The 20,061-nt window shown below is 39.1% G+C and carries 13 protein-coding genes; 9 read left to right on the forward strand and 4 right to left on the reverse strand.

The features are described 5' to 3' along the window. Positions 1-171: 171 nt before the first annotated feature. Positions 172-729 carry a chromate transporter gene (locus tag ACPWSO_RS11750; RefSeq protein ID WP_426083556.1) on the reverse strand — a complete coding sequence of 186 codons (558 nt, stop codon included), beginning with the start codon at positions 727-729 and terminating at the stop codon, positions 172-174. Then, complete coding sequence (locus ACPWSO_RS11755) at positions 729-1,304, reverse strand: chromate transporter (RefSeq protein WP_426083558.1); 576 nt, start codon at positions 1,302-1,304, stop codon at positions 729-731. Before ACPWSO_RS11755 ends, ACPWSO_RS11750 begins: the two co-directional genes overlap by 1 nt. A 121-nt stretch (positions 1,305-1,425) precedes the next feature. Here ACPWSO_RS11755 and ACPWSO_RS11760 point away from each other — a divergent pair, with 121 nt between their 5' ends. Next, positions 1,426-2,313, forward strand: coding sequence for a LysR family transcriptional regulator (locus tag ACPWSO_RS11760; RefSeq protein ID WP_426083560.1), 888 nt, complete (start codon positions 1,426-1,428; stop codon positions 2,311-2,313). A 57-nt stretch (positions 2,314-2,370) separates the two neighbouring features. Here ACPWSO_RS11760 and treP read toward each other — a convergent pair whose 3' ends face one another. Beyond that, complete coding sequence (gene treP / locus ACPWSO_RS11765; protein WP_426083562.1) at positions 2,371-4,353, reverse strand: PTS system trehalose-specific EIIBC component; 1,983 nt, start codon at positions 4,351-4,353, stop codon at positions 2,371-2,373. Between the two features lie 285 nt (positions 4,354-4,638). Here treP and ACPWSO_RS11770 point away from each other — a divergent pair, with 285 nt between their 5' ends. The 4 genes from ACPWSO_RS11770 to treR all read left to right on the forward strand — a co-directional run bounded on the left by ACPWSO_RS11770 (position 4,639) and on the right by treR (position 10,763). Further along, positions 4,639-7,350 (forward strand): glycoside hydrolase family 65 protein, encoded by a 2,712-nt coding sequence (locus tag ACPWSO_RS11770; protein WP_426083564.1) that lies wholly within the window; start codon positions 4,639-4,641, stop codon positions 7,348-7,350. Further along, positions 7,350-8,000 carry a beta-phosphoglucomutase gene (gene pgmB, locus ACPWSO_RS11775; RefSeq protein WP_426083566.1) on the forward strand — a complete coding sequence of 217 codons (651 nt, stop codon included), beginning with the start codon at positions 7,350-7,352 and terminating at the stop codon, positions 7,998-8,000. The genes ACPWSO_RS11770 and pgmB overlap by 1 nt, the downstream gene beginning before the upstream one ends. Positions 8,001-8,147: 147 nt before the next feature. Continuing rightward, positions 8,148-9,947: a penicillin-binding transpeptidase domain-containing protein gene (locus ACPWSO_RS11780; RefSeq protein WP_426083568.1), complete on the forward strand. Its 1,800-nt coding sequence runs from the start codon at positions 8,148-8,150 to the stop codon at positions 9,945-9,947. Positions 9,948-10,049: 102 nt separating this feature from the next. Continuing rightward, positions 10,050-10,763 carry a trehalose operon repressor gene (gene treR / locus ACPWSO_RS11785; RefSeq protein ID WP_426083570.1) on the forward strand — a complete coding sequence of 238 codons (714 nt, stop codon included), beginning with the start codon at positions 10,050-10,052 and terminating at the stop codon, positions 10,761-10,763. Between the two features lie 228 nt (positions 10,764-10,991). On the opposite strand, the gene ACPWSO_RS11790 is transcribed toward treR, so the two are convergent. After that, positions 10,992-12,425, reverse strand: coding sequence for a helix-turn-helix domain-containing protein (locus ACPWSO_RS11790; protein WP_426083572.1), 1,434 nt, complete (start codon positions 12,423-12,425; stop codon positions 10,992-10,994). A 531-nt stretch (positions 12,426-12,956) separates the two neighbouring features. Here ACPWSO_RS11790 and ACPWSO_RS11795 point away from each other — a divergent pair. The 4 genes from ACPWSO_RS11795 to ACPWSO_RS11810 all read left to right on the forward strand — a co-directional run bounded on the left by ACPWSO_RS11795 (position 12,957) and on the right by ACPWSO_RS11810 (position 20,058). Further along, positions 12,957-14,048, forward strand: a complete 1,092-nt coding sequence (locus ACPWSO_RS11795; protein WP_426083574.1) for a tyrosine-type recombinase/integrase — start codon at positions 12,957-12,959, stop codon at positions 14,046-14,048. A 305-nt stretch (positions 14,049-14,353) separates the two neighbouring features. Next, entirely contained in the window at positions 14,354-15,052 is a 699-nt protein-coding gene (locus ACPWSO_RS11800) for a winged helix-turn-helix domain-containing protein (RefSeq protein WP_426083576.1), read from the forward strand. Between the two features lie 220 nt (positions 15,053-15,272). Then, the gene (locus ACPWSO_RS11805; RefSeq protein ID WP_426083578.1) at positions 15,273-19,670 is read left to right on the forward strand and encodes a pectate lyase-like adhesive domain-containing protein; all 4,398 of its coding nucleotides are present in this window, start codon (positions 15,273-15,275) and stop codon (positions 19,668-19,670) included. A 19-nt stretch (positions 19,671-19,689) separates the two neighbouring features. Next, positions 19,690-20,058: an LPXTG cell wall anchor domain-containing protein gene (locus ACPWSO_RS11810; RefSeq protein ID WP_426083580.1), complete on the forward strand. Its 369-nt coding sequence runs from the start codon at positions 19,690-19,692 to the stop codon at positions 20,056-20,058. Positions 20,059-20,061 lie beyond the last annotated feature (3 nt).

Genomic DNA, 20,061 nt, shown 5'->3' on the forward strand with positions numbered 1-20,061 from the left:
GGAGTGGGACAATAATCAGATTTTCTTCTGACTATTGTCCCGCTCTCTTTTTAGTACAAAAAAATTTTCATATTATGAAAACTGCAGACTGTAGACAACGGCCTAAAAGGGATGACGTCAACAATTTCTTCTTTTAAGCAATGTTAACAGCAAGTTATTTTACATGTGAACTTAGTAAATAACCAGCCCTAACAAGCCTGAAATCACCATCAGAGTAATGGGGTTGAGCTTGTATTTTCGGATGCAGAATAGGGAGCCGCAAAACAAAATGACTGCCGCGAAATCAATATCCTTTAGCCAATCAATCTCCTGATAAGTAGAGGTGCCGAAAAAAGTCAGTAAAGCAATTGTGGCGGCTGCAGCGATAATGAGACCTAGCGAGGATGCCTTCAAGCCGTTCAATATGCTGAGGACATAGGAGGAGCTGCCGTATTTTTTGAAAAATTCATAAAGGACAAGAGAGATTACGATTCCTGAAATGACTGTACTAACAGTGGCAATGATGGCTCCGGGAATGCCGGCAATCTGAATGCCGACAAAGGTTGAGGTATTAACTGCCAGTGGCCCCGGCGTCATTTGTGAAATAGTAATAATATCAGTAAATACACGCTCACTAATCCAGCCTTGTTGAAAAACCACTTGTTCCTGAATAAGCGGGATAATAGCATAACCGCCGCCAATACTGAAAAGACCGATGTTAAAGAAAATCCAAAATAATTGAGCAAGCATCAGAAATCCTCCTTTTTAGTTCTATTGCTGCGGATGAAGAGGTTTATTACACAGAGGATACAGCTGACAATCAGTATCAAAATAACGTTGCTGTTGAAAAAGAATGAGGCGATAAAAGCCCCTGGAACTAGTAAAGTCAAAAGTGTCGAACGTTCCTTTCGAATCATCTGATACATATCAATAACTAAATCAATGATCAAGGCAGTAACACAAGCCTGCATGCCCTTTAAAACTGCTGCAACGTATAGATTAGCAGAAAATTCGATGTACCATCCGGAAATAAAGCTTAAGATGACGATAGGTGGAATCAATGCAGCTACGGCACTAATAAGCACACCGAAAAAACCGGCTGTTCGTTTTCCAGCCAAAATACTTAAATTTACAGCGATAGCTCCGGGAGAGGATTGAGCAATGGCTGCCATTTCCATCAGCTCTTCTTCTGTAAATAACTGTTTTTCTTTTACAAAGTATTTTTTTATCATGGGAACAACAACATAGCCTCCTCCGAAAGTGAAGGTACTGATAAATAAATTGACATAACAGAGCCATAGATATAACTTCAAATTTTTAGTCATAGAATGCCCCTTTCTTTAAAACGTATACCCTTTATTATATTGATTGAATAGACATTTGTGAAATGCTAAAATATGATAGTTGGCATGAATTTTATTCATGTTTTAAAAAGGAGCTGATCGTATGAATTTAAGAAAGTATCTTATTTTTCAGGAAGTAGCTAAGACTGAAAATTTTACTAAAGCTGCCGGCAATTTATTTATTACTCAGTCGGCGGTTTCTCATGCAGTGAAGGAATTGGAAGAACAGGCTGGGACACAGCTATTTGAACGGCTTCATAAGAGTGTGAGGCTGACTAGTGCGGGCGAACTGCTGCTAAGTGAGGTTCTGCCGGTTTTAGAAGAATATAAAAAGCTTGAGCGACGGGTGCAGACTATTGAAAAAGAGGCTCCGATTCAGATTGCTTCGTGTATTACGATTGCCCAAATATGGCTGCCGGCAATTATTCAAGACTTTCAAAGAAAGTATCCTAAAACTCCGGTAAAAGTCATGGTTAACAGTGCGGAAAAATCACTAGCGCTATTAAAGCAGGGGAAAGCAGATATCGCTTTTTTAGAAGGAGATGTGTTGGAGCCGAATATTCTGACCAAGAAATTTGCTTCTTATGACATCTGGGCAGTGCGGGCGCCTGATGGTCAAAAAGTACGCAGCATGACTATAAAACAATTGCTGGAAGAGAAACTGTTGTTGAGAGAGCGGGGAAGTGCTGTCAGAGAGATATTAGAATCAACAGTTACTCTAGCCGGCTATCAAGTAATTCCACAGTGGACAAGCGTGGATTCTCAGACATTGATTGAAGCCGCCAAAGCTGGTTTGGGCATTAGTATTCTGCCAAAGGTTTTAGTAGAGTCAGAGCTTGCTGCTGGCAGACTGGAACAAATTAAACTATCTGACGTACACTTAACAAACGATTTAACAGTTGCCTTGAATAAAAATAAGTATCGAAACCAAGCACTGCAGTATTTGTGGACGATAGCTAGTCAGTCAGAAAAGCATAAATCACTTTTATAGATGAAAATAATAACAGCCCTGAAAGCGGAAGGCTTTCAGGGCTGTTGTTTGATTACTTTACTTTAGCTTAACTGTACCAATTTCTGAACCTTCAGAAGCCGTACCAGTTTTACTTAGTGTGACGGTGTTAACGACTTCCATATTTGTGACAGCAACAATAATATCTGTTTCTTTTCCTGCTGCTTTGATTTGATCGAAATCAACATCTGCCAACAGCGTTTGTGGTGTCACCTGCTGATCAACAGCAACTTTAACTGTAAATGGTGCGCCATTTAACTCTACAGTATCCAAACCGATATGAACCAAGACCTCTAATCCAGTATCAGTTAAAATACCAATCGCATGTTTTGTATCAAAGATATTTGTAATTTTTCCGTTGACTGGAGAATACACTTTTCCATTAACTGGCTTGACTGCGAAACCGTCACCCATCATTTTCTGAGAAAATACCGGATCATTAACCGCAGTGATTGGAAGGACCTCTCCTTGTGCTGGTGCAAATAGAGCTTCTGCTTTTGCAGCTGTTGAAGCAGTAGTTTCTGTAGTTGTTCCAGCAAAGCTTTGAGGAACGTTTCCAGCCATCGCCATTTCATCGGCATAAAGCTCGCCAGTTGCTTCGTCTACTGGATCAACTTTATTGAAGATACCCTGACGACGGAAGACAACTGTTAGAACAAACGGGATGACGATTGCCATCAGCATTGCTGCTGCAAATGCCAGCCAGTCCTGTGCTCGAATAGCTAAAATACCCGGCAGTCCGCCGACGCCAATTGCATTTGCTCGTACACCCATTAATGTTGCAAACATACCAGCTAAGCCGGAACCAATCATCGCGGCAACAAATGGGTAGACATATTTTAGGTTAATACCAAACATTGCTGGTTCTGTGACTCCAAGATAACAAGAGATCATAGAAGGAATAGAGACCTGTTCTTCTTTTTTATTGCCGCGGTGCAGGAAGATAATTCCCAAAACGGCAGATCCTTGTGCGATATTAGAAAGAGCAATCATCGGCCATAGATTTGTAGATTGAAAATCTGCAATCAGCTGAGTATCGATTGCGTTGGTCATATGATGAAGACCAGTTATAACCAATGGTGCATATAGGAAGCCGAAGACCGCGCCAAACAGCCAGTTTAGGGCAGAAGTCAGACCTGTATTCACAATATTGGAGATAAAATTACCAATGGTCCAGCCAATAGGGCCTAAAATGACATGAGCGGCAAAAATAGTAGGCAACAGAGCGAAAAACGGTACAAAAATCATTGAGATTGCCTGTGGTATGTGCTTACGGAAGAATATCTCTAGATAAGCCAGCATGAATCCGGCCAGCATAGCTGGAATAACTTGAGCCTGATAACCAATCATGTCTATTTGTGCAAAACCAAAATCCCAAAACTTGGTACCATGATTTGCTAAATCATAAGCATTGATTAGCTGAGGAGAGACAAGCGTTATCCCTAATACAATTCCCAAAATCTGTGTGGTTCCCATTTTTTTCGAGATACTCCACGTGATGCCGACTGGCAGGAAGTGGAAAATTGCTTCACCTGGCAGCCATAAGAAATGATTGACTCCACTCCAGAATTGAGAAACTTCGACGATGGTTTTGCCATCCAGGAAGCCCATCCCAATACCTTCCAATACGTTTCTAAAGCCTAAGATAAGTCCGCCGACAATAATTGCTGGAATAATCGGTGTGAAAATCTCTGCTAAAACTCCAATTGCCCGCTGGACAGGATTCAGATTTTGTTTTGCAGCTGCTTTCCCCTGTTCTTTAGAAACACCGTCAATCCCTGAAACTGCTGAAAAATCGTTAAAGAATAATGGCACATCGTTTCCGATAATGACTTGAAATTGACCGGCATTTGTAAACATACCCTTTACACTTGGAATGTCTTCAATTGCTTTTTCATCCGCTAAAGACGGATCGTTTAGTACAAAACGCATACGGGTGGCACAATGACTGACAGCTGCGACATTTTCTTTCCCGCCGATATCCTTTAACAGCTGTTCTGCATCTGCTTTGTATTTACCCATCAGAAAAACTCCTTTCGTAACTTGTATAAGCAAGTTGTTTATTTCGCTTTAATCATAACTGCTTAGAAATAAAAATGCAAGCGTTTTACAGCAAAAAAATTATTTAATCGTATTTTTTTATTAAATAACTTTTGATGACTATACACTTTATTGATAGTAAGTATTTCAATCTTTATTATCATGTTTGTTAAAGAATTTCCACTATTTCTACTAACATAAAAAAACGAAAGACTTCAGAAATATTCCGTATGATAACGCTTGAAAAAAAAGATGGAGGGTTGTATAATGTTTTTGAACATGTATAGACAAGTGGAGGGGTGGCGCATAATGTATATAGAAATTTTTGAAGGAACCAATCAATTGACTGTGAAAGCTGCTGATAGTCAATATACGTTCCCGCATGTATTTACAGAGGAAACGGTTCACAGTATAAGGGAGCATTTAGAAGGTGAATGTTTTGAAGGTGTTATCATTTACTTAGAAAAAGAGACTGTTTCAAAAGAACTACAAAAAGCTGACAATTTTCGGCTTTTACTGGAAGAAAGCTTGAATATACCTGCGGTCTTTGCTCATCAGTCTAACGGGTCTTTCGAATCAGCATTGGCAGAAGAACGGAAATCCTGCAGCTGGAACCTCGTTTACTATAGCTATAAAGAAGGTAAAGACGAATATGCAGCGGAATCTTTGCTGACTACGGGAAATGGATTTATCGGTTTAAGAGGAACTTCTCCGGAAATGTGTATTACAGAAGATACCTATCCAGCAACTTATTTAGCTGGACTTTATAATACAGCGACCTCAATTGTTGAAGGACAGGAAATAAAGAACGAGGATTTTGTCAATGCACCAAATCTTCAATATATCTCTTTAGAAATCGATGGAGAACTACTGACTTGGTCAAAGGAGACGGTTAAGTTCTTCAAGCGAACACTGAATATGTATACGGGGTTATTCGAAGCTGTCAGTATCTTGGAAACGCAGACAGGTAAACAAGTTAAAATAAGAGCTAAGCGTATAGTCAGCATGGCAAATATGCATGAGTATAGTCTGCATTATGAAGTAACGCCGTTAAACTTTAGCGGACAGGTTAAATTTGTAACAGAAGCCGACGGAACAGTTTTTAATTATAATGTTGCTCGCTACCGGAGCCTAACCAAGGAGCATTTACAGGTGCTGGATACAGTTGTGGAGGGACAGAAAAGTCTGTTAACAGCTAAAACACTGGATTCAGGAATGACAATTGTACAGGAAGCCTGTTTGTTTAGTCCAGAACTGAATTTGGCTCAAATTGAATCCGAACGGACGTCTGAAAAGGTTATTCAGACAGTTGCAGCTGAACTGCAGGAAGGACACCGCTATACACTGGAGAAGAGTGTAGCAGTACATTTATATCGGGCTGATGAACTGCAGAAGTCACATTCTCTCACCACTTTTGAAATTCCAGCGTTTAAGGAAATGTATGCAGCGTCTTCAGCGGTTTGGAAGACTTACTGGGAGGAAGCAGCAATCATGGTCGACGGAGATATGATGTCGGAAAAGATGCTTCATTTGCATACCTATCATATGCTGGTATCTGGTTCGCCAACAGCTAATCCTTCTCTGGATGTTTCTATAACAGCCCGCGGACTTCATGGGGAAGCCTATCGGGGACATATCTTCTGGGATGAGCTGTTCATTTTGCCATTCTATATTATCCATTTTCCTGAAACAGCCCGTCAGCTGTTGATGTACCGTTATCAGCGGCTGGCTGCGGCCAAAGCCGGGGCAGCGAAAGCCGGCTATCAAGGAGCTATGTTCCCTTGGCAGTCTGGTCTGGATGGAACAGAGCAATCTCAGGAGCTTCACTTGAATCCGATTAGCGGGGAGTGGGGAGAGGACCATAGTAGTTTGCAGCGGCATGTATCATTGGCAGTTGCTTATAATGTTTGGCTGTATAATAATAATACAGAGGATCAGGAATTTATGATTCAATACGGTATTGAATTGTTAATGGAAATTGCCCGCTTTTGGCTGAGTGCAGCTGAATACAACGAAACCAATGGACGTTATTCGATTAGCGGTGTGATGGGACCAGATGAGTTTCACGAAGCATATCCTAACAGTACGCATGGCGGTTTAACCGATAATGCGTATACCAATATGATGATAGTCTGGTTATTTGAAGAGATTGAAAAGCTGTATATTGACTATCCAGCTGAGGCAATTGAAACGGTGCAGAAAAAAGTCGGGATTACTCGTGAAGACTTGGCTCAGATGAATCAAATTCGTCAAGAACTACACCTTGAAATTGATGAAGACGGGATTATCGCCCAATATGCTGGATACTTTGATTTGAAAGAAGTAGACTGGGATTACTATAAAGAAAAGTATGGCAATATCTATCGAATGGACCGAATCCTTAGTGCAGAAGGTCACTCAGCAGATGAATATAAGGTAGCCAAGCAAGCAGACAGCTTGATGATATTTTATAATTTCCGCAAAGATACAGTGGATCGGATTTTGACCGATTTGGGTTATCAGCTGCCGACAGATTACGTGGATAAGAATTTGAACTATTATTTAGCTAGAACCTCTCATGGCTCTACTCTGTCGCGGATTGTTCATTCTCAACTGGCTTCCATCGTCGGGGATCGAGAACTTGCCTGGCAGATGTATCAGGAAGCACTTTATTCTGATTATCAGGATATACAAGGCGGGACAACTGCTGAGGGGATTCATGCAGGAGTAATGGCAGCTACATTATTCATCACACTGACCACGTTTGGGGGAATCGATATCCGCCAAAAGGAGGTTGAAATTAATCCACATTTACCAGAACAATGGGAGAATATTTATTTCCGTTTAAATATCCGTGGTGTTCATTACAAGGTTAAAATCAGTAAGAGAGCTGTTCAGGTTGAGGCAGATCAGGATGCACTGTTAACAATAGCCGGTAGAGAAATTGCTTTGCAGAAAAATAAAGTACAGGAAGTCTTTTATGAAGGGATCAACGTGTGATGAGAAAAGGATTTATTTTTGATTTAGATGGTGTAATTACAGATACAGCAAAATATCACTATATTGCTTGGAAAGAGCTGTCAGCTTCTTTAGGAATAACTATTGATTTAGCTTTTAATGAGCAGCTGAAAGGGATCAGCCGTATGGACTCACTAGATAGAATTCTGGCATATGGCGGCAAAGCAAAAGAGTTCTCTGCTGAAGAAAAGGAAGAGTTAGCGAAAAAGAAAAATGACCACTATGTTCAGTTGCTGGCATCTTTAACACCAGCGGACTTACTTCCCGGCGTGAGTGAGTTCATGGCCCAAGCGAAGGACAAACAAATCCCTTGTGCACTGGCTTCAGCTTCAAAAAATGCACCGGTCATCTTAGAAAAATTGGGTGTTATCGCTGATTTTGTTGCTATTGTTGATCCGGACAGCCTAGACAAAGGAAAGCCGGATCCGGAAATTTTTCTGAAGGCTGCTGAGGCACTGCAGATTACACCACAGGAAGCTGTTGGCTTTGAAGATGCACAAGCTGGAATTGATGCCGTCAAGGCTGCAGGGATGTATGCAGTAGGCGTCATTGAAAAGGAGAAGCTGATTGGTGCAGATGAGCAGGTACACAGACTGGACGAATTGGACATTGAACAGCTGCTGAAAAGATAATTAAACAGTCACCCTTTTCTGTAAAGATATCTCAGAAGAGGGTGACTTTTTATTTTCAGAGTGCCAAGGGATCATTTTTTTATGCTAAAATGGGAGATAATCAAAAAGGTGAAATAATGAAGTAATAAAAAAGTTGGAGGTGTTGGTATGAAATTGAAAAATCAGTATAGTCCGCAGAAAAATAGAAAAAGAGTTGGGATTATTCTATTATTTACAACATTGCTGGTTTTTGTAGTATTTGCAGTTAGGCTATCTGTTATTATAGGAAGCGGCAAGGTTGCAGGAGTATCCTTAAAAGAAAAAACCAATGATTTATATAATGGTATGGACACGGTTCGGGCAAGTAGGGGCAGTATTTTAGACCGCACGGGCAATATTTTGGCGGAGGATTCAGTCTCCTTTTCTTTGTATGCGGTTTTAGACGAAGAATATGTACAGGTAGATGGTACAAAATTATACGTACAGGAAAAGCACAGACAGTCAATTGCAGATATACTCCATCGCCACGTCGGCATCGAAAAGGATTTGATTATAAAGCAGCTGACCCCTCAAAAAAATGAAGCGGGTGAAGCAATTACGACTGTGGAGTTCGGTAAAAAAGGAAAAGGACTCAGCTTTGAAGTAAAGCGGAAGGTTGAGGATGAACTGAAAAAAGGAAAGATTTCTGGTATTTACTTTAGAGAAAGTAAAAAACGTTTGTATCTGAATGGTGAATTTGCCTCTTACTTTTTAGGCTATACGAATATAGTAGATGAAGAAGAGATAGGTGTCATGGGGATCGAAGCAGCCTATGATGAGATACTGAAGGGGACGGAAGGCTCCATCACCTATGAAAAAGATAAAAATCAAAAGAGTGTTCCAGGAACGGAGCAGGTCATTGAACCTGCTCAGAACGGCGCTCAGATTGTGACAACACTAGATAGCGTGCTGCAGATTAATCTGGAAGAGCTGCTGCGGGAAACAGCTGAGAAGTATAAGCCTCAGCTAATCACGGCCAGCTTAATGGAGGCGGAAACCGGCAAACTGTTGGCATTGTCCCAGCGTCCTACCTTTGAGCCGGAAACACTGAAAGGGTTGGATGAGGAGGATGCCGTCTGGCTCAATCTATTAACCGAGGATGTTTATGAACCCGGTTCAACGATGAAGCCATTCACAGTTGCAGCAGCAATGTCAGAAGGTGTCTTTGAGGAGAATGAACAATTTCTTTCTGGAAGCCTAGAGTTCTATGACAGTGTAATCAATGATTGGAATAACGGTGAAGGGAAAGGCGCCATGACTTTTCGTCAGGCGATTGCCTGGTCAAGTAATGTGGGCATGGTCAATCTCCATGAACGAATGCCGGAAAAATGGCAGGAATACATTAAGGCCTTTGGTTTTTTAGAGCCAACCGGCATTGGCATATCTAATGAGCTTCCAGGTACGATTCAAAATGAAACAACAGTTGACCGGGCGATGACTTCTTACGGTCAGGCAATTTCAGTCACCCATTTGCAGATGCAGCAGGCGTATACCGCAGTAGCAAATGAAGGAAACATGATGAAGCCGTATCTGATTGATAAGATTATTTATCCAGACGGCAGCGAAAAAATCACTGAGCCGGAAAAAGTAGGCACCCCGATTTCAAAAGAGGTTGCCGGCAGAGTGCTGGAATACATGGGAGATGTAGTAAACGATCCAGAGTACGGGACAGGAAAACAATATGCCATCGATGGCATAAATGTTGCCGCTAAAACCGGTACAGCTGAGTTTTTTGAAGATGGTGCGTATAATAAGCAGAAGTATCTCCATTCAGTGGTACAGATTGTTCCGAGAGAAGACCCTAAATACATTTTCTACATGACGATTAAAGCGCCGAATCTAGATGGTACAACCGCAAATGATATCATTTCAAGTGTCTCCAACCATATGTTGACACGGGCAATGACAATTAGAGAAAAGACTGAATAAGGTTTTGGTATTAGTACAGCATACTAGAATAACCCAAATCAGTCTGTAGACTACTTAAAGAAGAACTTACAATAATTACCCTATGGAAGTAGGAGGATCATGATGAATAAGTTTAATGAGATTTTTTTGGATCTGGAAAAGAAAATACTAGCTAATGAATATCCTGCGCATACCCTGTTGCCTAGCGAGAATCAGCTAATACAGATTTACGGTGTTTCAAGAGAAACGATTCGTAAAGCACTGAGCCTGCTGCTGAATGCCGGCTACATTCAGAAGAAACAAGGGAAAGGCTCGATTGTTTTAGATATGAATCGTTTTGACTTTCCAATTGCTGGACTAACCAGCTATAAAGAACTTCAAGAAGCTCAGCGTATTCCCAGTGAAACCATTGTCCGAGTGCTGGAGGAGGTTCCTGTGACAGAAAAGCTGAATGAAAAAACTGGCTGGACAGTGGGGCAGCCAGCCTGGAAGCTTATTCGTCAACGTAAAATTGATGGAGAAATCGTTATTTTGGATAAGGACTATCTGTTGAAATCGGTGATACCGGAATTGCCTGAGGAGCGGGCGCAGGACTCAATCTATGACTACTTTGAAAATGACTTGCAGCTGGCCATCTCTTATGCACAAAAAGAGATTACTGTCGAACCGGTTACTCAAGAGATGCAGGAGCTGATGACGCTCCACGGTGACAGTCATGTCGTTGTTGTCCGCAGTCTGGTTTACTTGGAAGATACGAATTGCTTTGAATACACTGAGTCGATTCACCGGCTAGACAAGTTTCGTTTTATTGAATTTGCCCGACGTCGTAAAGGCTAAGAGAGAGACTGGTGTAAATGCGATAAAAAGCTGTTAGCCATGTGGCGGCAATACCCAATTGAATAACTTAATCAGATATATACCCAAAAATTATATCTACTAAAAAACACAGAAGCAGTTATAGGTTGACCGCTTCTGTGTTTTTTAGTTAGTAAAATATAAACCATCAAAAAATTAGCGACTGCCTCATCTTCTATGCCCGATGAGTATGAAATCTAACAACTGCCGCTATAATTGTTGGTAATAAAGTTCTTCAAGTAACTTTTTGATTTTATTTAATTCTAAAATATGAGGTCGGACCCCAATTCTAATAACTTTAACAGAAAAATCTAAATCAGTATGGTAGTCAGAAATAACTAACTGGATATCTTCAAAGAAATTATTGGTAATTTTAATAGGGACGGTACTGATAGATTCAATTAAGTTGCGTATGTAAAAATTATGACCTGGCTTATGTTTTGAAAGGATTGATACTTTCAACGGAGGTATTAATTGAGGCAATACGGATAAGAGTAGTTCGCCATACCAAACTTTGCTGGTTTGGTCATAGTCTTTTTCAAACCACTGACGAGTAGTTAGAAAATCTAAAAAGGCAGTAATTTTCTGTTTGAGCATAGATACAGGTCGATGTAAAAGCGCAATATTAATATCTCTAAAAAACCAGTGCATGTCTTCTTTATTAATATAATATTCAGTTGTTTGTTTGGCTAAAATCAAAAAAAATAAATAAGAAAATTGTTGGTTATTGAGGTTTAGACCAAAAAACTCAGAAAATAGATCAATCCAGGATACACAATTTTTTTCAATCAGGCTGAGATAATCGTCAGCATTACGGCTAAGAGCTGTGGCGGACAGAGTGTGGTAGTCGGAGGTAATAAGAAAGTAATAGCCAAAAAAGTTATACATTACCCGAAGTTCAATAGTTAAGATTGATTTAGTAAGACTAAATTCTTCAAAAAAAGTATGTAGGGATGCAGCATATTTCAGAGTAAATTGCTCATAAGAAACAGGAAATGTACTTATTTTATCAATCTCATCCTTTATTTTAACAAAGTGATTTCCTTTCAATCGATGATAAGTAATAAATAACCAAAGTTTTTCCGTGGAAAGAAAGACTGAATTATTCATCATCAACGATTCGCAATCAAAGTCAAGATAGTTAAATATATCAATAAGAAGATAGTAATAGAACAGGCGGATTTGACGTTCCTCTCCAATCAACTTCTCAGAGGTTTTCCAATTTATGGAGATGTTCATTTTTGCCAGTTCTTTTTTTAGAATCGGTAGCTTGCGGTAAAGAGTCAGCGGATTAATGTAATGCTCTTCGGAAAAACGTTCTATAGTAGTGAATTCACCCTTCAATAATTGAAGACTTAAAATAAATAGAACAGATCTCTGGGAATAAAAAGCTAATACCTTACACTCATCAAAATCACTTGAAAAGTAAACTGTTAATTGCCCGCCTGAAATAGAATATTCAGCATGACCGGATTTACTGTTTACAATGTCTTCAAAAAGTTCTTCCACTCGAGAAATGATACTACGTTTATCCATATGAATAGCTTGTGCCAGTTCTTTTAAAGAAATTTCTTCATGAGGTTCATAGGTAAATAAAGAGTGCAGCAATTTCAATTTTCTGCGGTCTTGTATATCTAATAGCATAACTAATCTCCCTAGTTTAAAATATCAGTGATTATAACCGTAAATAAAAAGAAAAACAAGTCTTTTTAGTGTAACATCAGTTATATTTAGTTATTATCAGTTTCTGTTTTATCTTTTACAAAAAATGTAAGTGAAAAAAATAACAAAAACTATCATACTAATTTCAGAAAAAGAAGTATAACAAATCAGGTTGATGTGTGGAATGAGGATGGAGAAGCGGCGTTTTTAAATAATAACTATATAGAAAATAAAAAAAGTTCTTGTTTTTTATACAAACAAGAACTGAATAGCAAAGCATCAAAAAAGCAATTATATCAAAAAAATGATTTTTTGATAGGTAAAATAATAGGAAACAGAGAAAAAATTCTAATTTTTTACTTCGAAAATCATTATACAACATTCTTTCGGAAAAGTTTTATCAATTTTTTTACAAAAAAAATAAAAAAATGAGAGAAAACAAATTTTTTTTATTTAGAATTTTTTTTTCGCCGTCAAAATCTCCGTCAATTATATAGGAAAGAAGGAAGAGTTATGAGTCGAAAAGGGGAGAACATTTATAAACGTAAAGATGGTCGCTGGGAAGGTCGATTTATTAAAGGAAGAAAAAATAATGGTCGTATATACTATGGGTATGTCTATGATTCGACTTATCGAGGAGTAAAAGAAAAATTACTTGAAAAGAAATTGCTCCTTCGCCAAACAGATCCGACTACTAAAGATTTTTGTGGGACTACAGGTGTATGGTTTGATTATTGGTTGGAAGAAATTGCTAAAAAAGAAATTAAACAAAGTACTTACAGCAGTTATAAAAGTAAAATTGAAAAGCATATCAAGCCTTTTTTAGGGAAAAAAAGACTTAATGAGCTAACTAGTATTGATTTAAACAATTTTGTAAAAGAAGTAGGCCGAAAAATCTCTTCAAGTTCTGTGCAGTCTGTCTTTCAAGTGGTGAAAACTGGACTATATGAAGCAGAAAAGCAAAGCCTTGTGAAAAGAGGGCTTCTTCAGTTTGTTTCATTACCAAAAATTCATAAAAAAAGAATTCGAACATTAACAACAGAAGATGAAAAAAAAATTCGTCATTTAGCAAACGAAGACGAAAAAGGTTTACCAATTTTACTAGCGTTGGAGACTGGTTTGCGCATTGGAGAGATAGCTGGTTTGAAATGGCAGGATATCAATTTCATTAGCAAAACTTTGGTTGTTAATAGGACCCGTCAAAGAATACAAAATTATGAAATGAATCAAACAATCATTATAGAGAATACGCCTAAAACTTTTCTGTCTCAAAGAGAAATTCCTTTGTCAGAAAAAATGGTAAAGCTTCTTAAAAAGAGGGCAGCAGTTAGTGCGGGTGACTATGTCATTTCAATTAATAATAAACCGACAGAACCTCGAACGATAACAAATTATTTTAAAAAAATAATGAAAAAAATAAATATGAGCTGGATGAATTTCCACTCTCTACGTCATTCCTTTGCTAGTAAATGTTTAGAAAAAGGTGTAAGTGCTGCTGTTATCGCAACTTTGTTAGGACATTCATCAGTAAAAACTACATTAGATATTTATGCGAACTCAAATAGAAACAATGAACGAAGAGCAATTGAACTAGTTTCTGAATAATTAGATAAAATTGAATTAGTTAAAAAAAGTTAGTTTTTGTAAGAAATATTATATAGACTAGCTTTTTTGTTGTGTCTTTTTTTGAATAGAAATAAAAAAATATAGGCAATCTATTGATTATCTTAAAAATATGTTTTTTTTTTAAGATATGAAAAAAATAATCCAAGATACATCGTCAAAATCGCCGTCAGCAAATGAAAAACTATAATTGCATTAAAGGTTTTTAAGAGAGTTTCTTGTTTGTATAAAAAACAAGAAACTGAAGCATTACGTTAATACCGACTTTTTATTTTGGAGGGATAGACATGTTTAACATAGGAGTAATTCCAGTTTCAGGTAGTATTCGCGACAATTACATAAATGCACTAAAAACCAACGAAACCCAAGTCATCGAAGTTCTCCCATCTGAAATTAATAAAAAAATGGAGCAGGTCGATGCAGTCATTATTAATGATGACACTCAGGAAAATGTTGCGCAAATTTGCAGTATTCTATTGGAGCTGAAAGCAGATAGGAATCCCTTGGTATGGGTTATGACAAAGGAACCAAATCCAGTTAACCGTCTGATTTTTTTGCAGCTGGGCGCAGACGGAAATTTGAATTCTCAAGTAGATCCAAATGAATTTAAACTGATTATTAATAATGCCATCAATCGTCAAGCGAATAATGTACCATCCAATCAATTAAAGAAAACGCCTGTTGTTGAAAAGCAAAGTAGCTTCGAACTGATAGATCAGAATGTTAGTGTCGTCATCGACAACGAACGGGAAATACCATTAACCAAATTAGAATACCAACTTTTAAAAATTTTGTATAGTAAACCAAATGTGGCTTTCACCTATGAAGAGTTGTTTAAGAGGCTTTGGAAAAAGCCGGATAAAAATTATAAGTTCAGAGTATCAAATCTGGTTTTCCATTTAAGAAAAAAAATGGAGAATAATCCTGATCAGCCCCAGTTCATTATTACAGTGCGGTCAAAAGGCTACTTTCTTAATTTGACTTAGTCTGAGCTTCGGTGGTGTGAGAATTTTTCTACTATATCCAATAGTAGAAATAAAATTTGGATAGCTTACATTGACTAACAAGTATAACAAAATCTAGTAAATTAGGTTTCATTTTTTCATCAGTCACTCTAGTAGTAGAGATGAAGGATTGAAAAATTGAAATATAGTGTGTTTTCAAAGACACACAACTATCTATATAAGGGAGGAGTTGAGAAAAATAATGAAAATCGGAAAAAAAAGTTATCTTATAGGGATAGTATCAGTAGGATTACTGCTAACAGCTTTTTGGAGTATTTCTGAACCAATCAAGGCAAACGAGGAGACGAATACTTCTTCCACGATGAGCTCTGAGGAGGCTTCTGTAGAAAGTGAGACTTCTGAAGAATCAGTTGAACTGGAACCATTGGAGTCGCCAATTCAGACACTAGATGCAGTTGCGCCAATGGCTGCGGCAGGATGGGGGACAGAAGCTGCAGCGACAAATGTTGTTGAGGTTAGTACTTGGGATGAACTGAATAAAGCCATTATGAACACCTATACAGGAGCAGAGGCTTACAAAAATGATGCGGATTATATCAAAATAACTGCGGATATCGAAAATCCTGGGAACCTTGGTACAGGTGATACGAGAAGGAATGCACCAGCGACTCGTGTGGATTATGTTATTGATGGACAAAATCATATCGTTGATTTCAATACAGTTAGATATACATGGGCAGCAAGTACATCTAGAGATAGAAACATCTATATCAAAGATATTAAGATGTATGGACAAAGTGCCTATGGACCATTTGCGATTGGTGATACATCAACAATTACTTCAACAATTACTTATGACAATGTGTATTACAGAGGGTCTCAGTTGAGTGCTTCATGGCAGGCTACAATGTACTTTAAAGGTACCAACGAATTTCATTCAGTGAACTCTTATGAGGCGCCATTGAATCCTGGAACTACTAAAAATACTTGGGCGAATCAGTCTGGATTAGAAGCTTTCCGCGCTATCTATGAAGAAGGCAGCAACACCACAGTTACTGTACAAAACGGTAACGGCTTTATTTTGGCAAGTTACCTTGGAAACACAGGGTCAACAAGTGGTCAGCTAGGATATGCTCAAGTAAAAAAAGGTGCAGTATTGGATATTACCACAAATGGAAATAGCGGAGAAGCTGTTTCAACGGGTGATAATGCAATGGGTCTTTATAAAGGAAGTCTAACTTTGGAAGAAGATGCCAAAGTAAAGGTTACTACTGGAGACGGAACGACTCGTGGCGGTGTGTGGCTTCGTTCGGATACGTCCATCTCTATTGCCGACCGTGCAGAGTTCAATATTGCGATTAATGGACCAATGGATGGTGAAAATGCCATTACATTGGGAAGTGACTCCAAGTTTAACGTTTCTGATGAAGGAAAGCTAACAATTGATTTGAAAAATCAGGGAACAAATACACGTGATGTTATCACAGCAGGTGCAGATAGTGAGTTTGTTGTTGGTAAGAAATCAACCTTCAATATTAAACTTCATGACGGTACTGGTGTGAGGAATCTAATTAATGTTGGCGCTCGGGGGATCTTCCGCTTCGCGGATGCCTACTCTATTGATTTGGATGCTCGTGCGAACACTAATGCTCATCTAATTAATATGACTAATCCTGGTCACTTTATTGCAGATGTTCAAAAGGTATCTGCTTGGGTGAAAACACCAGTAAGCGACGATCCATTTAAAATATGGAACCCGATTTACGGAGTAGATGTAACCTATAGTGGAAGAAATACTACAAATGTTCTTGGACAAAGTGTTACGACGCTAGTTACAAATGATTTCTTAGCAAACTACAGAACAACTGCGACAGGCACACCACATGCTGGGTTTTCAAGGGTACTTTATGAGTATATTCCGGATGTTATTATCGGTTTGAATCAACCAACAGATAATCCAGCGGAAACATCCAGCAAAGTTCTTTCGGGGGTTGTGAATCCCGATCCAGACTATATGAACGGAACAGCGATTTTGTTCTATCTGGTTGTGGATGAAAATGATCCGAGCAAGGATGTGCTGTTAACACCAGCAACAACAGATTCACCAATTGAAGGAGATTCAAGAAAGTTCCATACAATTGCTGATCCAACAACTGGTAGCTTTTCTTATACATTACCTGCAGGCGTTACTCTGGAAGCAGGTCAGAAAATTAAAGCTGTTGGTTGGTTAAACGGGAAAGAAGCATTTGATATCAAGACGGTTTTGGATACAACGCCACCTGCAGGAGATCCCCGGACTGTTCATTCAGCGGTGGGAGAAACAGCTCCAGCACCAAGTGAGTTTGTTCAAAATCCAACAGATACTAACCCTGTAACACCAAACTTTGGCTATGAATTTGCTGAAGAAAATACGCCAGCTCAGGTTGCTGCAATGATGGCAACTCAGGGAGAGTATGATGTGTATGTTTATCTTTTGGATGAAGCAGTAGATGCCACTGGCGCTCCTGCTCCAAACAAAACAAAGATTAAATCGAAGCTGATTGTTCATGAAACATTAAATGCACTTACAGCGAAAGATGTCGAAGCTAGCGCAACAATCTTGAATGGTATGACAGAAGCACAGCTTAAGGCATATATTATTCAAGAAAGTGAAGCAGCATCTTACAAGATTGTGGATGGGGTTCAAACGGATCTAACCGATAAAATTCAAGTAACAGATTTGGGTGGTTTAACAACCAGCTCAACGGGTGGTTCCTACAAAGTAACTCTAACTGTTACAGCAGCAGATTCTGGTTTGGCGACGGACTTAACGAAGGAAATCACAGTGACTTTCTTAGATGAGACAGCGCCAACAGGAACGGGAAAACTAACACTGGCGCCGAAAGGAAATGCTGCATATATTCGGGATGAAACAGACTTAACTAAATTCCTGCTTGACTGGAATGATGATGTAACACCGAAAGATCAAGTTACTGTGCGTTTTGCAGATAACACTGATTTTGATGCCATTGTTGCTAATACTGGTGATAGCGAGTTCTTCGTTATTCTTACCGACTTGGCTGGCAATGACAGTGCACCAATCAGAGTGCCGGTTTATGTAGTGGATAGTATGCCTAATGGTTCAGTAGCAGTCGAGGGTAACGACTTTAGAGTTGATTATTCAGATTGGACGACGAATACGGCAACTGCGGATACCTTGAGAGCTTATGTGATTGCCCAAGGGAATGTTCGAGCCTGGGAAGTTATTAACAATGCTTTGGAAAATGTCACAGATGACAAGGCTAAATTGACTATTGATGCTTCTGCTGTAGGAACAGATGAAGAGCAAGCCTATCCGATTGTATTGACTGTCACGTCAAATGGTGATACAGCAACCCATACTATTTACGTAACGTTCAATGATAAGACCAAACCGACTGGAACAGGTAAATTTACAATTATTGATTTAGGTGACAAAGCTGCAATTGAAAATGCCGCTGATTACAAAGCATTCTTAAATGCATACTCAGATAACATTTCAGCGAACGATAAGATTACGGCTTCTTTGAAACCTGGGCAGGATATTGCAAATATTGTATCTAAACAAGGCAATGCATCATTTATTGTCAACCTGACAGATGAAGCCGGAAATGTTGGAGAAGTGGTTGTTCCAATCTTTGTGAAGGATAAAGCTGTTTCAAGTGATAAATATATTTTGGATGGTTCAGACTTCGCCGTAGCAGCGAAGGATTACCCAACCAGTGATGCGGATATTTTAACGATGATTCGTGATAAAGGAAAGCTGGAGCTTTGGGAATTTGATGCTACATCAAATACTAAACTTGATCCAACATTAATTTCCATCGATAAAGGTACATTGCCTGGACCGGCAACTGGCGGCGGTGTTGTACCAGATGGCGCCTATAAAGTAACTCTTTCGTATGGAAGTGGTACTTCGAAGGTTGAAAAAGAAATTACAGTTACAATCAATAAGAGTATTTCTACAGTAAATGTGGAATTTATCGATGACAAAGGTCAAAAGCTCCGTGATCCAATTGCTGTCAGCGGTAATATTGGCGGTACAGTTGATTTGACTACGAATACAGCTGTTCAAGATGTGATAACTGCATTACTTGGAGAGAATTATCAAGTGAAGACAAGCCCATCTCCAGAAGATGCCATTCCGGTAACGGAAAATGCGTCAACTGTTCAGTATGTATTTAACGGTACTTTATTCATCTATTCTTATCCGACATCAATCGATTTCGGTACAAGAAATGCGGGAATCTTTGGTGTTCGTGTGGATAATCCAAGCTTTGATGACAAACTCGTTGTTTGGGATAACCGAACAACACCAACTAGCTGGACTCTAAAAGCACGGTTAGATGATTATCTGACAAGCGGCAGCGGTACAGGCACAAAAGTCTTACCAGATGCTATTCGCTATCGAGTTGGTGACGGGAAAGACAGTGAAATTATCTTGAACGATACGGATCAAGATATTACGGTGGACACCCATTCAACACCAGGTCAATATGATGTCAGTGAAAAATGGGCGACAGGCGAACGCGGCTTCAAGCTGGATGTTCCTGCCGGAGCTGTTCGTGAGCTAGGCGAATACAAAGCAACCATCGTCTGGACATTAGGAGAAACGAAATAACGCAATGGAGGAAAGAAACATGAAACGATTTAAGCTATTCTCATCGCTCTTTATTTCTGTTGTCGTCATGGCGTTTATCTTTATGGGCAGACCAGCAATTAGCCTGGCAGCAGAAAACGGCGGTGCAGTACAAACGAACGGTGTTGTCTCTTTCTATGAAGAGACAACCGAACCAAGTAGTTCAACAGAACCCAGCACTACAACAGAGCCAACCACTACGCCAACAAAGCCTTCCGGCTCTAAGCCGGCTGGAAAATACCCTTCAACCGGTGAACTGGTGAAGAAAAGTTTAGGTATTAGCGGAGCGGCATTAGTACTGATTGCGCTAATTCTGTTCTACGTCAAACGGAGAAAAGAACAGGCATCTGGAGAAGGAAAGGGGTCTTAACAA

Source organism: Enterococcus sp. LJL51 (genome assembly GCF_049894025.1).
Classification (GTDB): Bacteria; Bacillota; Bacilli; order Lactobacillales; family Enterococcaceae; genus Enterococcus_L.

What these genes read in the sequence shown, in the direction of transcription:
- ACPWSO_RS11750 (WP_426083556.1), bottom strand. Translation starts at nt 729, where the DNA reads ATGCTTGCTCAATTATTTTGGATTTTCTTTAACATCGGTCTTTTCAGT.
- ACPWSO_RS11760 (WP_426083560.1), top strand. Translation starts at nt 1,426, where the DNA reads ATGAATTTAAGAAAGTATCTTATTTTTCAGGAAGTAGCTAAGACTGAA.
- treR (WP_426083570.1), top strand. Translation starts at nt 10,050, where the DNA reads ATGAATAAGTTTAATGAGATTTTTTTGGATCTGGAAAAGAAAATACTA.
- ACPWSO_RS11780 (WP_426083568.1), top strand. Translation starts at nt 8,148, where the DNA reads ATGAAATTGAAAAATCAGTATAGTCCGCAGAAAAATAGAAAAAGAGTT.
- treP (WP_426083562.1), bottom strand. Translation starts at nt 4,353, where the DNA reads ATGGGTAAATACAAAGCAGATGCAGAACAGCTGTTAAAGGATATCGGC.
- ACPWSO_RS11805 (WP_426083578.1), top strand. Translation starts at nt 15,273, where the DNA reads ATGAAAATCGGAAAAAAAAGTTATCTTATAGGGATAGTATCAGTAGGA.
- ACPWSO_RS11770 (WP_426083564.1), top strand. Translation starts at nt 4,639, where the DNA reads ATGTTTTTGAACATGTATAGACAAGTGGAGGGGTGGCGCATAATGTAT.
- ACPWSO_RS11795 (WP_426083574.1), top strand. Translation starts at nt 12,957, where the DNA reads ATGAGTCGAAAAGGGGAGAACATTTATAAACGTAAAGATGGTCGCTGG.
- ACPWSO_RS11800 (WP_426083576.1), top strand. Translation starts at nt 14,354, where the DNA reads ATGTTTAACATAGGAGTAATTCCAGTTTCAGGTAGTATTCGCGACAAT.
- ACPWSO_RS11810 (WP_426083580.1), top strand. Translation starts at nt 19,690, where the DNA reads ATGAAACGATTTAAGCTATTCTCATCGCTCTTTATTTCTGTTGTCGTC.
- ACPWSO_RS11790 (WP_426083572.1), bottom strand. Translation starts at nt 12,425, where the DNA reads ATGCTATTAGATATACAAGACCGCAGAAAATTGAAATTGCTGCACTCT.
- ACPWSO_RS11755 (WP_426083558.1), bottom strand. Translation starts at nt 1,304, where the DNA reads ATGACTAAAAATTTGAAGTTATATCTATGGCTCTGTTATGTCAATTTA.
- pgmB (WP_426083566.1), top strand. Translation starts at nt 7,350, where the DNA reads ATGAGAAAAGGATTTATTTTTGATTTAGATGGTGTAATTACAGATACA.